The sequence below is a fragment of the Rhodococcus sp. (in: high G+C Gram-positive bacteria) genome, from assembly GCF_049299235.1.
Taxonomy (GTDB): domain Bacteria; phylum Actinomycetota; class Actinomycetes; order Mycobacteriales; family Mycobacteriaceae; genus Rhodococcus.
Window position 1 is genome coordinate 1 of the sequence record NZ_JBAQXC010000370.1, and the last position, 14,699, is coordinate 14,699.

The 14,699-nt window shown below is 64.6% G+C and carries 9 protein-coding genes and 1 pseudogene; 6 read left to right on the plus strand and 4 right to left on the minus strand.

The window, feature by feature from the left end; translation table 11 throughout:
• Nucleotides 1–10 precede the first annotated feature (10 nt).
• The gene (gene arc / locus WAX14_RS22985; protein WP_422630352.1) at nt 11–1,780 is read right to left on the minus strand and encodes a proteasome ATPase; all 1,770 of its coding nucleotides are present in this window, start codon (nt 1,778–1,780) and stop codon (nt 11–13) included.
• Nucleotides 1,781–1,970: 190 nt separating this feature from the next.
• Here arc and WAX14_RS22990 point away from each other — a divergent pair, with 190 nt between their 5' ends.
• Nucleotides 1,971–2,477, plus strand: coding sequence for a nuclear transport factor 2 family protein (locus WAX14_RS22990; protein WP_422630353.1), 507 nt, complete (start codon nt 1,971–1,973; stop codon nt 2,475–2,477).
• Between the two features lie 46 nt (nt 2,478–2,523).
• Here WAX14_RS22990 and WAX14_RS22995 read toward each other — a convergent pair whose 3' ends face one another.
• A complete protein-coding gene (locus WAX14_RS22995; RefSeq protein ID WP_422630354.1) occupies nt 2,524–3,375 on the minus strand; it encodes a tRNA (adenine-N1)-methyltransferase in 852 nt (283 codons plus the stop codon).
• A 201-nt stretch (nt 3,376–3,576) separates the two neighbouring features.
• Here WAX14_RS22995 and WAX14_RS23000 point away from each other — a divergent pair, with 201 nt between their 5' ends.
• The 4 genes and pseudogenes from WAX14_RS23000 (at nt 3,577) to WAX14_RS23015 (ending at nt 10,975) form a co-directional block, all read left to right on the plus strand.
• Nucleotides 3,577–4,404, plus strand: a complete 828-nt coding sequence (locus tag WAX14_RS23000) for a thioesterase family protein (protein WP_422630355.1) — start codon at nt 3,577–3,579, stop codon at nt 4,402–4,404.
• Nucleotides 4,405–4,639: 235 nt separating this feature from the next.
• Nucleotides 4,640–7,661 (plus strand): annotated as a pseudogene (locus WAX14_RS23005) (Tn3 family transposase).
• 345 nt (nt 7,662–8,006) lie between these two features.
• On the plus strand, nt 8,007–10,103 hold the full coding sequence (locus WAX14_RS23010) for an LGFP repeat-containing protein (protein ID WP_422630356.1): 2,097 nt from the start codon (nt 8,007–8,009) through the stop codon (nt 10,101–10,103).
• 566 nt (nt 10,104–10,669) lie between these two features.
• Nucleotides 10,670–10,975, plus strand: a complete 306-nt coding sequence (locus tag WAX14_RS23015) for a hypothetical protein (protein ID WP_422630357.1) — start codon at nt 10,670–10,672, stop codon at nt 10,973–10,975.
• A gap of 726 nt (nt 10,976–11,701) precedes the next feature.
• Here WAX14_RS23015 and WAX14_RS23020 read toward each other — a convergent pair.
• A complete protein-coding gene (locus WAX14_RS23020; protein ID WP_422630358.1) occupies nt 11,702–12,667 on the minus strand; it encodes a recombinase family protein in 966 nt (321 codons plus the stop codon).
• A gap of 108 nt (nt 12,668–12,775) precedes the next feature.
• On the opposite strand from WAX14_RS23020, the gene WAX14_RS23025 reads away from it, so the two are divergent.
• On the plus strand, nt 12,776–13,267 hold the full coding sequence (locus WAX14_RS23025; RefSeq protein ID WP_422630359.1) for a hypothetical protein: 492 nt from the start codon (nt 12,776–12,778) through the stop codon (nt 13,265–13,267).
• Nucleotides 13,268–13,550: 283 nt separating this feature from the next.
• Here WAX14_RS23025 and WAX14_RS23030 read toward each other — a convergent pair whose 3' ends face one another.
• Nucleotides 13,551–14,228: an Abi family protein gene (locus WAX14_RS23030; RefSeq protein WP_422630360.1), complete on the minus strand. Its 678-nt coding sequence runs from the start codon at nt 14,226–14,228 to the stop codon at nt 13,551–13,553.
• Nucleotides 14,229–14,699 lie beyond the last annotated feature (471 nt).

Sequence of the window (14,699 nt, forward strand, 5' to 3'; positions counted from 1 at the left end):
GCGCCGACGGCTACAGGTACTGGCCGGTGTTCGATTCGGTGTCGATGGCGCGACTCGTACTGGCGTTCTTCCCGGTGACCAGGGTGCGGATGTAGACGATCCGCTCCCCCTTCTTCCCGGAGATCCGCGCCCAGTCGTCCGGATTGGTGGTGTTCGGCAAGTCCTCGTTCTCGGCGAACTCGTCGACGATCGAATCGAGCAGATGCTGCACCCGCAAGCCGGGTGCCCCGGTCTCGAGCACCGACTTGATCGCGTACTTCTTGCCGCGATCGACGATGTTCTGGATCATCGCCCCGGAATTGAAGTCCTTGAAGTACAGGACTTCCTTGTCGCCGTTGGCGTAGGTGACCTCCAGGAACCGGTTCTCCTCCGACTCCGCATACATCCGGTCGACGACCCGTTCGATCATCGCCCGCACGCAGGCACCGCGCTCCCCGCCGAACTCGGCGAGGTCGTCGGCATGCACCGGCAGTTCATCGGTCAGGTACTTCGAGAAGATGTCGAGTGCCGCCTCCGCATCGGGCCGCTCGATCTTGATCTTCACATCGAGGCGGCCCGGCCGCAGGATCGCCGGGTCGATCATGTCCTCACGGTTGGAGGCGCCGATGACGATGACGTTCTCGAGTCCCTCGACACCGTCGATCTCCGACAGCAACTGCGGCACCACCGTGGTTTCCACATCGGAGGACACCCCCGACCCGCGGGTACGGAAGATCGAGTCCATCTCGTCGAAGAACACGATCACCGGGGTGCCCTCGGACGCCTTCTCCCGCGCCCGCTGGAAGATCATCCGGATGTGCCGTTCGGTCTCGCCGACGAACTTGTTGAGCAGTTCCGGGCCCTTGATGTTGAGGAAGTACGACTTGGCTTCCTTCGAATCCTGGCCGCGGGCCTCGGCGATCTTCTTCGCCAGCGAATTCGCCACGGCCTTCGCGATCAGCGTCTTGCCGCACCCGGGCGGTCCGTACAGCAGCACCCCCTTCGGCGGCCGCAGCGCGTACTCGCGGAACAGATCCTTGTGCAGGAACGGCAACTCCACGGCGTCCCGGATCTGCTCGATCTGCCGGCCCAGGCCACCGATGTCGTGATAGTCGACGTCCGGAACCTCTTCGAGGACGAGATCCTCGACCTCCGCTTTCGGGATCCGTTCGAACGCGAATCCGGCCTTGCTGTCGACGAGCAGGGAATCACCGGGGCGCAGCTTGAAACCGTCCTCCCCGTCGGCGATGTCCGCGTTCGCCGGGTCCAGGGTGCGTGCGGCGGCCGCGGCCAGCGGCGCGGCCAGCCACACCACCCGCTCCTCGTCGGCGTGCCCGACGACCAGAGCTCGGGTGCCGTCGTCGAGCAGTTCACGCAGCGCGGTGATCTCTCCGACCCGTTCGAAACCGCCGGCCTCGACGACGGTGAGCGCCTCGTTCAAGCGCACCGACCGGCCTGGTTCGAAGTCGTCGGTGTCGAGGTTCGGGGACACCGCCACCCGCATCTTGCGGCCCGACGTGAACACGTCGACGGTTTGGTCGTCGAAGGTGCCCAGCAGCACCCCGTATCCGCTCGGCGGCTGCCCGAGCCGGTCCACCTCCTCCCGGAGGGTGATCAACTGTTGCCGGGCGTCCTTCAGGGTTTCCATCAACTTGCCGTTGCGGACGGTCAGGGAGTCGAGGCGGGCCTCGAGATCGCGTACCTGGGCGGATGGTTCGGTGAGCCGGCGCCGCAGCGCGGCGACCTCCGCTCGCAGTTCGTCGAGTTCACGTGCGGCAACCGAATCCGGGTTCTCTGACATGTGCGACTCCCTTCACCGTCGGTCTTTCCACGCTACCGGCAGACGAGCCGAAGTGCGGGGGGACACGAAACCGCCGTGTTCCGAACATATGTCGCCGTCCTCACACGATCGGCGTCGGAACCTCCCGGACACTCGATGTTAGCCTTACCTATCTTTGCTGTTTCGATGGTTCACACGAAAGGGGTCCTTCGTGACCTTCCGCACGATCGCCACCGTCGCCGCGACCGCCGCTGCCCTCGTCGCTTTCACCGCGTGCAGCAGTTCCGACGACTCCACCGCGGAGGACACCGCCACCGCGTCGAGCACCACCGCGTCGAGTGCCCCGGAGACGAGTGGCGACACGACCGGCACCGCTGCCGCGGCCCCGGTCACCGCAGACGTTCTCCAGCAGCAGGTGACGATCTTCTTCGACCCGGCCGCACCCGCCGACGCCAAGGCGGCCGTGATCGAGAACGGATCCGACCGCACCGCGGTGCTCGAACAGTTCAACGGAGTCCTCGCCGGTTACCCGCTCACCGGCACCGTCGGTGAGGTCACCGCCGTCGACGCCGACACGGTCACCGCGTCGACCGAGGTCGCCGGCCCGCACGGCGGCGCCCCCATGCCGCTGACCTTCGAACAGGTCGACACCCACTGGGTGATCGCCGACGACAGCGTCTGCTCGATCTTCGAACTGGGACATCTGCCCTGCGACTGAGCGCGGACCCGCCGCGTGGCCCGACACGATCCGGGCCACGGGGCGGTCAGCCCTTGCTGGGTCGCCGCTGCGGCTTCGGGGTCTCCACGCCGTCCTGCAACCGGCGCGCGCTGACCAGGAACGCGGTGTGCCCCTGCATCCGATGCTCGGGACGCACCGCCAGCCCCACCACATGCCAGCCCCGCACCATCGACTCCCACGATCGCGGTTCGGTCCAACACGTCTGTTCCCGCAGGGCTTCGACCACCCGTGACAACTGCGTCGTCGTCGCCACATAGACGATGAGCACCCCGCCGGGAACCAGCGCCTTCTTCACCGTGTCCAGCACATCCCACGGCGCGAGCATGTCCAACACCACCCGATCGACCTTGCCGTCGGTCGCCACGTCGTAGTCCGCGAGATCCGCCAGCCGCGTCGTCCAGTTCGCCGGGCGTTCCCCGAAGAACGTCGCCACGTTGCGTTCGGCGTACTCGAGATGGTCCTCGCGCACCTCGTACGAGATCACCGTGCCGCCCGCCCCGACCGCCCGCAGCAACGAACAGGTCAAGGCACCGGACCCGGCGCCCGCCTCCAACACGGTCGCCCCGGGGAAAATGTCGCCTTCCTGCACGATCTGCGCGGCATCCTTCGGGTAGATCACCTGCGCCCCCCGCGGCATCGACATCACGTAGTCGACCAGCAGCGGACGCAACGCCAGATAGGGGGTGCCGTTCGTCGAGGTCACCACGACACCCTCGTCGGTGCCGATCAGATCATCGTGCAAGATCCCGCCGCGATGCGTGTGGAACTCCTTGCCGGGCTCGAGCACCACGGTGTACTTGCGGGCCTTGCCGTCGGTCAGCTGCACGCGATCACCGACCTGGAACGGTCCGCTGCGCCCGAGTCCGCCTGCTGCCATCGCCGTATCCACCCTCGTCTATTCGCATGTCGACTGCCCGGGACATCTCACCATCGCACCCGGACCGTCCCCAGCCTGCCAGGTCCCCGGCACGCCACTACACACACCCCACCCGGCACGGCCCATATCGGGCGGGCGGTGTCATCATCGTCGGGCGGGTGGCCCACCGGACCACCGAGACATCAAAAGGAGAAACCACACGTGAGCGACGCGGCGTACTACCTGCCTGCGACCGGCCCGGCCGGCACCACGGACAGCACCGTTCACGTGGAGTGGTTCCGACCCACCGCCAACACCGTCAGCACCTGGGGTACCACCCTCCAGCACGGCGCACCGCCCTCGGCGCTGCTCGCCCGCGCCCTCGACCGGTGCGGCACCCGCCCCGGCACCCGCCTGACCCGCATCACCATCGACCTACTCGGTCCCGTCCCCCTCACCGACCTCGAGGTGAGGTCCTGGATCGAACGCCCCGGCCGCAAGGTCGAACTCGTCGTCGCCGAACTGTGGGCCGCCGCACCCGACGGCACGAGTCGGGCCGTGGCGCGCGGCTCGGCGTGGCGACTGGAAACTGTGGACCTGCCCGAGATCGCGAGCGCCGCCGACGAACCGCTGCCCCCACTGTCCGAGTCCACCCCCGCCGACCCGGACGGCGACTTCTGGCACACCGGCTACCTCGAGACCCTCGACTGGCGACTGCTCACCCCGCTCGGTCGTCCCGGTCCCACCTCGGCGTGGCTGCGCACCGACACCGTGCTCGTCGACGGGGAGATCCCCACCGGACTCGAGAAGTTGTTCAGCGTTGCCGACGTCGCGAACGGTCTCGGTTCGAAACTGGATCCCGCCGGGTGGTTGTTCCTCAACACCGAACTGACCGTGCACCTGTTCCGCGCCCCGGCCGGCGACTGGACCGGTATCCGCGCCGAAACGTCCTACGGCCCCGACGGGGTGGGTGTGACCGCCGGCTCGTTGTTCGACGACCACGGACCGATCGGCCGCATCCACCAGAACGTGCAGGTCCGCGCCCGCTGACGGCACCGGAATCGATCGACGCTCGGCCGGGCCGTTCAGTCGCCTGTCAATCGTCCGCCTGCCAATCGTCTGAGGAGGGGCCAAGGATGCGTTCGAGGAGATGGTCGACGAGATCGAGCGCCGAGGCCGCGGTTCCGTAGCCCTGGAGCATGGGGTAGCCGTAGTACTCGGGAAAAATCGGGCGGATATGGCCAAGTAACCTTCTGACCTGGGAATCTTCGTACTCAGGCGGGAGATGCGGGTGGCAGGCCAGGTGTTCACCGAAGAAGAGTTGACGTCCCTGCGGAGGTTCCCGGAAATCGGGCGGGAGGAGCTGTTCCGCTTCTTCACATTAACCCCGGCCGATGCAGCGTTCGTCGACCCAGGTCGCGGCCGCGGTCCAGCCGCCCGGTTGGGCCTTGCTGTTGCCCTGTGCACGCTGCCGTGGCTGGGTTTCGTACCCGATGACGTGACCTCCGCACCGCGGTCAGCGGTTCTGCGGCTGGCCGAGCAGCTTCGAGTCGATCCGCATGCGATCGGCTCCTATGGGCGGCGGGCAAAGACCCGCACAGACCATTTACTACTGGCGGCAAGGTATCTCGGGTGGCGGACGCCGACGACGTTGGAGTTCAAGGAACTCGACGAGTTCCTGTTGGCGCGGGCGATGGAGCACGATTCGCCGACCCTGCTGTTTCGGCTGGCCTGTGAGTACCTGATTTCGGCGAAGGTGATCCGGCCGGGTCCGCTGACGGTGGTCAAGCGGATTGCCCATGCACGCGAGGTGGCGCAGAGCGAGACATTCGCCCGGCTGGCGCACGAATTCACCGCCGAGCGTCGGACCGGACTCGATGGCCTGCTGGTGACCGATCCGGTGATCGGGATGACCCGGCTGCGGTGGCTGGGAACCGGACCGGTGGAGGCCTCACCCGCGGCGGTGAAGGCCGAGATCGCGAAGTTGGAGTTCCTGCGCTCCCTCGGCGCGGACACCCTGGATTTGGCGGTACTGCCGGCGGAGCGGCGCCGGTTTCTGGCCACGGTGGGTCGCCGCTTGACCGCGCAGGCGTTGACACGACGTGAGCCCGAACGGCGGTATCCGATCCTGCTGACGCTGGTGGCGCAGTCGGCCACCGAGGTACTCGACGAGGTGGTGCAGTTGTTCGATCAGGCCGTCTCGGCGCGGGAGAGCAAGGCCGGACACCGGATGCGCGAAGCGTTGGCCGAGCGTGCCAGGTCCGGGGAGGACCGGCAGGCGCTGTTGGACGCGATCTTGGCCATCGTGGCCGACTCTGCGGTGCCGGATGAGCAGGTCGGCCCACTGATCCGCGGCGAGAAGATCGGGTGGCAGCGGTTGCGGTCGGCGCAGTCGGCCGCGCTGCCGCCACTGCCGCGCGATCACGGCCACCTCGCCTCGCTGGACGGCTCCTACGGGTATCTGCGGCAGTTCACCCCACAGGTGCTGGCGGCAGTGACCTTCGCCGGCGGCACCGCCGCGACCGAGCTATTGGGGGCGGTGACGATCCTGCGGCACTTGAACGCCACCGGTGCCCGCAAGGTCCCCGACGGTGCTCCGAATGGGTTCGTACCGGCCCGCTGGCGCGGCTACCTGGACACGGCGACCGAAAGCGGCAACACCAGTGCCTACCGGCACTACTGGGAGCTGTGCGTGCTGCTCGCATTGCGCGACGGGCTGCGGTCGGGGGATGTGTGGGTGCCGGGCTCGCGCCGCTACTGCGATCCGGCCGCATACCTGTTCACCCGCGAGAAGTGGGCCGACCAGCGTGCGGAGTTCTGTCGGCTGGTCGGCAAACCCGCTGACGCCGGCACCGCGCTGGCCCAGTTGCAGGACGAGCTGCACACGGCGCTGGGCGAACTGGAAAGAACTCTCGGCGAGGGCGACGGCCCGGTCCGGCTCGATGAGCGGGGGGATCTGGTGATCTCCTCGTTGCCGGCGGAGGACGTGCCGGCCGAGTCGGTGGCACTTAAGGCCGAGCTGACCGAGATGCTGCCGTTCGCGCCGATCGTGTCGCTGCTGATCGAGATGGACCAGCGCACCGGGTTGCTGGACTGCTTCACGCACGCCGGCGGCAAGGCGACCCGCAGCCCGGAGCTGAAACGGAACCTGATCGCGGTGCTCCTGGCGCACGCGACCAACCTCGGTCTGACCCGCATGGCGGATGCCTGTGGCATTTCCTACGACACGCTGGCCTGGACCGCCGAGTGGTACGTGCGGGAGGAGACACTGCGGGCGGCGAACCTGGCGCTGATCGGCTACCACGGCGCGTTGCCGCTGTCCCCGATTCTCGGTTCCGGCACGCTGTCGTCCTCGGATGGGCAGCGGTTTCCCACCCGCGGCAAATCGATCACCGCGAGGGCGTTGAGCAGGTACTTCGCGCACGAGGGGCTCTCGACGTACACGCACGTGACCGACCAGCACACCACCTACGGCACGAAGATCATCGTCGCGACGAAACGCGAGGCGCACTATGTGCTCGATGAGATCCTCGGTAATGCCACCGATATCCCGATCACCGAACACGCCACCGACACGCACGGGGTGACGCTGGTCAACTTCGGCCTGTTCGACCTCCTGGGGTTGCAGCTCTCCCCGCGGATCCGGGATCTGGGCAAGATCACCCTGTACCGGACCGGCCCGAAATTACAGGTAGAGGCGGAGTTCCGGCTCGCGGGGCCGCTGCTGACCCGGCGGGTCAACCTCGATCTGATTGCCGCGCACTGGGACGATCTGTTGCGTCTGTCCGGATCGCTCAAGTTCGGGCATGCCACCGCGTCGTTGCTGGTCGGCAAGCTCTCCGCTTCGACCCGGCAGAACGCGCTCGCGGCGGCCCTCAAGGAGTACGGGGCGGTGCGGCGCACCATCTACGCTGCTCGGTATCTGTCCGATCCCGCGTACCGACGCAAGATCTCTCGTCAGCTCAACAAGGGCGAGTCGCTGCACGCGCTCAAACGTGACTTGTTGTACGCCCATGAGGGTGCGATCCGTGCCCGCCACCTCGAGCAGCAGACCGAGCAGGCCTGGTGCCTGACGCTGGTCACCAATGCCGTGGTGACATGGACGACCGAGTACTACGGGCTGGCGGTCGAGTCGATGCGGCGGTCCGGACGGGCTATCGACGACGAGGTCCTGGCCCATATCTCCCCGGCGCACAGCGAGAACATCAACTTCTTCGGCTCTATCGACGTCGACATCGAGGGCGAGCTCGCCCAGCTCGGACCCACCGGCTACCGGCCCGCTACGGATTGCCGACACCCTCTTCTGAGAACCGCTGACAGAGACCAACCGCGCCCGATAGCGGGTTCCCTGCAGGAGCGGTTTTACGGATGCGGCGCTCGACGGTGTCGGTCGGTGCGTGATGACGCGATGGTGGTGGTGACGCCCTCGACCATGACCCCGTCATGGCGCTCTTCCAGTACGTCCAGTGGGCGTGCTCGTCGTGCAGCACACCGGCAGGCAGGGACGCACAGCCCGTTTCGAGATCGCGGGCGCGAAAATCCCCACCAGCTCGCGGCGCGAATCTGTCGGCACATAGCACGCCGAACGCGCCCCGGGATTGGACTTCCTTAACATACTGAACATTTGTTTTCTGTTACCAAAGTGATGCCTGATGCGTTTCCGCTTCTTAGGAAAGCGTTTACGTTTTGAGGCAGTGATGGCGCCGCCGCTGACCCTGTACCACTCGAAAGACAGTAGGTGTCAGATGGATTTGCACACTCAGCGTGGTTCCTTCATGTCCCGACACAGATGGCTGAGCCGGTGTTTGGTCGCAGGCACGGCTGTGGTGATGATTGCCGCCGGGGAGTCGGCAGCGCTCGCACAGCCGAGCACCACCAGCCCGGCCGCTCCCATAACCACCACACTCTCGACCGTCCCGGATCTCGCACCGACGGACAGACCAGTCGAGACCTCGGCTGATCCCTGCCTCGCACCCACGACCACACCGTCGTCCACCACGACCGCGACGACGACGCTGCCATCCGTGCCGTGCGCGACGACTCCACCAGTACCCGAGCCCGTGCCGACAATCTCGGCGACCGATGCGGCGCCGCAACCTGCGCAGGACCCGACACTTCCCACGGAAGTGAACACCCAGACCCCGGAGTCGGCGTCGGCCGAAGTGCAACCGACCAGCAGAGTTCCCTACGAGGCGGGCCCCACGGAGAATCCGAACGCGACGATCGTGCCCGGGCAGATGCGGTCCGACCGGCAGGAGATCCCGGAGCCGTTCACCAAGGCCGACGCAGACCTGGCCGAGACGCTGGAGGCTCAGACCCAAGCCTCCCGGTCTGCGTTCGCGCCGATGGCGTGCCAGTACTTCTGGCCGTCACCGCACATGGTGTGCGGGGCGATCCTCGACAAGTATCTATCCCTCGGTGCGGAGAACAGCTTCCTCAAGCACCCCATCAACGTCGAGCTGTCCAACCCCGACGGCATCGGCTCCCGCCAGGAATTTCTTGTCGGACCTATATATGCACACCCCATAGCCGGCGCTCACCCCGTCGTCAACAGCTTCATGACCAAATGGGGCTCGTTCGGCTGGGAGGCCAGCTTCCTCGGCTATCCCACCACGGATGAGATCGTCAATTCCGACGGGATCGGTCGCCGCCAACACTTCCAGAACGCGGACATCTACTGGCATCCCGTCGCTTCGCCCGGAGCGAACGTCATCGGTGGTGCGATCCGGGACAAATGGGCACTGACCGGCGGGGAAGGACCCGGCGGCCTGCTCGGGTACCCCATCACCGACGAGATCTGGGTCGGAGCCAGCAGCGAAGGCCGCATGAACCGCTTCGAACGCGGCGTCCTTTACTGGCACCCCAACCACGGAGCATGGCCCGTGACCAGTCCGGTCCTCGACGAATGGTCTACAGCAGGCTACGAGCAGAGCGTCTATGGATATCCTGTATCCGATGCGAGCCCGAACGACATCGGAGGAACGTTTCAGGCCTTTGAACATCGGGACATTGAAACGCCTCGTTCACCCGTCAGGTCAGCGTACTCCTGCATCGACGTTGCGCTTAGCACGGCCCAAGACTCCGGATTGACCTCCGGCTTCCAATTTGGTTGCACACCGTTCGGCGTAACGGTCACAGGCGCAGGCGGGCAGAATGTCTTCGTGGTACCGGATTCCGAGGAATTCAACCAGGCCCCGTCGATACCACGCCTCAACAACTCCACAATAGAGTGCGACACGATGGAGCCGACCAACATTTCCGCGCCGAGCTTGAACGGACCGCGTGTATCGAAGCATGTTGATTTGTGTATCGGTGCCGCATCCAGCTCGGGGCAGGTCGAGTGGAGCAAAGAGTTCGCCTTCCAAGTTGCAAACATTCTCGACAATAGGACTAACCAACGGGTCGAGACCAGAGTGACTACCCTCGGCTTCCCGTCACGGACTTTCGCTCTGACCTACCGAGTGCGACAGGATATTTCTAGAGCCGGGGATCGGACTGTAACGGAGAAGACCCTCGTTAATTCTGGGACGGACACCAATCCGGCATACAGTACCTATAATACTCCGCTCTCTGAGGGAAAATATTTCGTCGAGGTAATCAATCTCGGACTGGAGATTCCGTCGCTCGGATACGACCAAACATTTGGCGGGCTTCGGTTCGCGATCGGTCGGTACACTTGTTCGGAATATTCAGGAAGCGGGCCCGGCGACCTCTGCCAGTGGACAAACCCCATCGACGACCACACATAAACTGCGGCTCACGCGCAGCGAGCCAAGTGGGACATGGCCGAGCGGGGGTTTCACGGACGGAAACCAACCAATTCTCGAAACTCCCGCTCCTTGTCGACCTGGCGGTGCGCCTGATGCCATGGAGGTCCCGAGCATCACCGAAGCGAGGTCGGGAAGGCAGACGATAGGCGGTAGCGAGGAAGCTCGCCCCAAAACACCTTTTCTTTTATAACCTCAGTACGAGAGGTATCATGAGCTATTGGGACAACCTCTGTGAAACACGCTCCGTTTCCAGAATTCAGCAATTCGACCACATTGAAGAATCCGGGATCTTCAGTATCCTTATAAGGCCGCCGGGATACTTCTTGATAGAAATCGAAGGCCAAACGTCAAGAGACGGAATGTTACGGTTATTTCTTGCAACTGTCGCACCTATGGAATCGGCGTGGGAGGTGTTAGTCGACGGAGTCGAATACAGTCGCAATGTGGGACGAGTTGGGATGAGCTGGTTGAGGGCAGATGGAGAATCCTATACGACGTCTGCTCCGTACGTTCCGCGGCCACACTATCTCTGCCCATCTAACCTTGTGTTCTACGACAACCTGCCGATCTGGGGATCCACCATCGAGCGCTATGCTCGCGACTTCATTCCCGATCGCGTGTCTATGGGCAACGAGCGCTACAGTCGAATTTTGTTCCGTCCGGACGAACGTCGACAGGGCGAGGGTAGTCGAGCGGAGATAATTATCGATTTGCTTCACCGGATAGCGATCTACTACAAGATCGACCATCCCGATGGGGCAGGCATCGAAATGGCAGCCTCCAAGGCCCGAATCATATCCGAACCCGGAAATAGAGAGACCGAAGAGGTCTACGCGATCGATTTCCTTTAACGATCGATCCCGTCGACTACCTTCTCCAGGTTCTCATCTGGAGAACAAACAGGTCCGCCGCTGGCCTGTACGCGCTCAGAGCCAGTTGCTACCGCTCGCACCGCACAAGAGACGCCCGGACTTAGGCCCGAGATATGATCTCTTTGCCCATCGTGGACGACGATCATACGCCTCCAGGAGTGTGCAGCAGTGGACCACTACCATCGAGGTCGTGGCGTGGTTGATATTCTGTGCTTTCGGCGTTGTGGCATTGGTGGCGTGTGTGGTTCTGCCAAAGGGCTCCCGACATGAGCGGACCCCTGAATCCCCTTGGTTCTGGATGGTATTCCCTGTCACGTGCCTCATGATCGCAGCCTCGGTGGGGGTCTTCATGGCCTGGCCACAGGCCATGAGCAGTTCCGGGAGTCTCTGGTGGGACTTGTCCGGTCCGAGAACACCGACAGGGCAATTCCTGTCGAGCGAGCAGTACCACGAGATCACCGTGTGGAATCGGATGAGATGGCTGCTACCGGTGGCGTCTGTCGTAGGAATCGGGCTGTCCGTGTGGGCGTGGCGTCGAGGTCGCGTATAGGTGCACCTGCCCAACGTCGGCGCAGAGTGTCGACGGCATGTGAATACTGACCCCGGCATGGCAGGGGGGGCGAGTTCTGTTGCACCTGCGTGGGGTTTTGATTATGTGGACAACTCGGCGCGGGCAAGAGGCGGACCCAGGACCCGACTGGCCATTCAGGCATGTTCGGGGCACAGCAGCGTTGGGTCCGTTTGCCATCCGGCGTCGGTGAGCCACTGTTGTACCGGATCGGGCAGGACGTCGTTGGTGTCGATTTCGGCGGCGAATTCTCCGGCGAGGATGGGGCCGTCTCCACAGACGGTGCAGGCAACATCGACAGCAGGTTCTTCAGGTTGGCAATTGCGGCAATGGTTTCGAGCGACGATTTCGCCAGGGACGTCGAGGTCTCGGTGTAGCCAGGTGACGGCCACGTCGGCGCGTTGGTGAGCGGCCTCGGATCGGGTGCTGGGCTCGTGCCCGCAACTCGGGCAGGCACCCCGTGTCTTCCGCACCGGGACGGGGTGCTCGAGTATGTCCAGGCCAAGGTCGGTAGAGGTCGTTGTCTCGGAACCTGCCGATACATCGTCGGACTTGCTCAGGTGCCCATAAAGAGTGGTGCGGCGCACGCCGAGCAGTCCGGCGATCTGGGCGACGGTGTGCGTGTCGGCGTCGTAGAGACGTTGAGCGTGCTCGACCTGCTCGGCAGTGAGTTTCGGTGGGCGCCCGCCCTTGCGGCCGCGGGCCCTGGCTGCGGCAAGCCCATCGCGGGTGTTGGCCACGATCAACTCGCGTTGGAGCTCGGCGAGCACCGAGAGCATCCCGAACATGGCGCGGCCCTCTGCGGTGGCGGTGTCGATGCCCTGTTCGAGCACCTTCAGGCCGACGCCCTTTTCCCGGAGTTCGGCGCCGAGGCCGATCAGGTGCAGCACCGAGCGGCCTAGCCGGTCGAGGCGTGTGATCGCGAGTTGGTCTCCCTGTCTCAGCAACCTGAGCACCAGATCCAGTTGGGGGCGGGATGCCTTCGCGCCGGAGGCGTGGTCGACGTGGATGTTCTCGTCGGCAACGCCGGCCCGGCGCAGCGCGTCGATCTGGTGATTCGGGTTCTGGTCGCCGGTCGAGACGCGGGCGTAGCCGATCAGCACGTGTCGACAATATCCGACGGTGGGGTTATCCGACGTAGATTCTCGACACGGGTATTCAACATCCTCGACCTGGATTAGCGGTTTCACGCTCAACCCTGTCGAGAAACGATGGTTTTTCGACACGATCAAGGGGACGGTTGCCATCCGGTCGTATCCCCCGCCACCTCCGGTCGCCGGCCCTCCCACGCGGTTCCACAGACCGGAGGGGAGCACGCAGCCCATATCCGCCCGATTTTTCCCGAGTACTACGGCTACCCCATCCCCGACCGCACCGAGTTGATGGCGTGGCTCCGGACATCGACCGACCAATGGGACGGCAACGAGTTCCGGAAGACTCTCGGCTTCCTCGAGCAATGGACACCTCACCCATGTGCGCCAGGATGCGCCCACGAACGCATCGGGCCACTCGCCGGTGAATGCGGCCGCATCTACGACCGCATCGTCTCGCGTGTCGGCGATACCGACGCCGCGATCGTGACCGCCGAAGCCACAGCAATCGCCAATGCCCTCCATGACGGAGTACGACCAGGCGACGCGCTGCTCGCCGCGGTGATCGACACGCTGCAGGCATACCGGTCACATGCCTCGGACGAGCTGTGAAACCCTGACCTCGAAAAGACTTCAGCGATCAAGGCTTCAGCGACCGGAACGGCGTTGCCGACCCGGATCCGCCACGGGCATCGAGCGGCGCACTTGCGCGAGCAACACGGCGATTGCCATCGACACGGGAGACTCTTCTCAGCCGAATCGGTAGTAGTCCCGCGCGAGCACGGGGCGCCGACAGGACTGTCCCGCTCACACCGACCCAGGCCGGCTGATCGGCCGCAGGACGGTGTGGTCCCACCGACCCGACGCGGCCGGCGTCGACACAGGTACCGGCACGTCACGGACGTCGCGAGAGAATCTCGGAGACCTCGCTGTGAGCGGTGATGTGATCGAGCGCTTCCGGGCGGATCAGGCGCATGGCGAAGACCAGCTGACGACGCCGCGCCTCGGGCGCATCGAGGATGGGTTCGTGGTGGGCGACCCGGTTGCGGAACTCACGCAGATCCCCCAGTGTGCTGTGAACCTTGGCGCGGTCGGTGTTCGGCGGGAATGCCTTGTGCAGATACGGCACCCACAAGGTTTTCTCGTGGATGTCGGAGGTCATGTAGGTCCAGAACCCGAACATCAACTCGGCGACGATCTTTCCGGGGCTCGGGCGCTCGCCGGCAGCTCTACGTGCTTGACCGATCTTGTTGATCGGGACGCGGTTGGCGTCCTTGGCTTTCCCGGTTTCGGGGTCGGTGCGCAGATGTTCGGGGAACAACCGCCGGGCGGTGGCCTTGTCGGTCCAGTGCTTGTCCCCGGCGAGGGTGGCCGCGGCGAGCTGTGTGTCGTAGGCATTGCGTAGGGCGACTTCGAAGTGGTTGAGGTCGTGGAGGAACGCTGCGCTGAGCTTGGCATTCCACTCGTACAACGCTAGTGCCCGGGCACGGTCGCCACCGGATTTGCGCACGTAGAGCGCGAACCGGTCACTGCTGAGCCACTGCTCGATCCAGGCGTCACCGCTGGTTGCCAACCATCCTCCTTCGCCGATACACTCGGGGCATCGTAAGCCGTCGATGACCGCTGGTTCATCCATGTCGCGTCGGCTCAGGTGTGGAAGCCCCAGTATTCAGCTTTGCTGACCTGGGGTTTTCCTATTTTTCTCAACGAATCCTGCCGTGGGTTCGGGGTTATCGGGTTATCCGCCGGACCATCGTGATCTTCTCACCGTTATCGCCTCCGATATCGCGTGCCGATGGCACTGGACACAGCACGCGGTCGGCTCGCTGCCGCGATGATGAGCACCGGTAACCTCTATCCCCGAACAACGCAGCACGACGGGGGCAGCCCTCGGTGAGCCAAGGGGAGTGAATCGCCCCGAGTTCGGTGGAGGCTCAGCTATCTGGTTCCGGCCTCAGCGCGGACCGGTATCTCACCGTAGTCGTCCGCGGTGTGATTCGCCCAGTGGGTCGCCTCGTACTCGGCAGGTGGAACGTGGTCGATC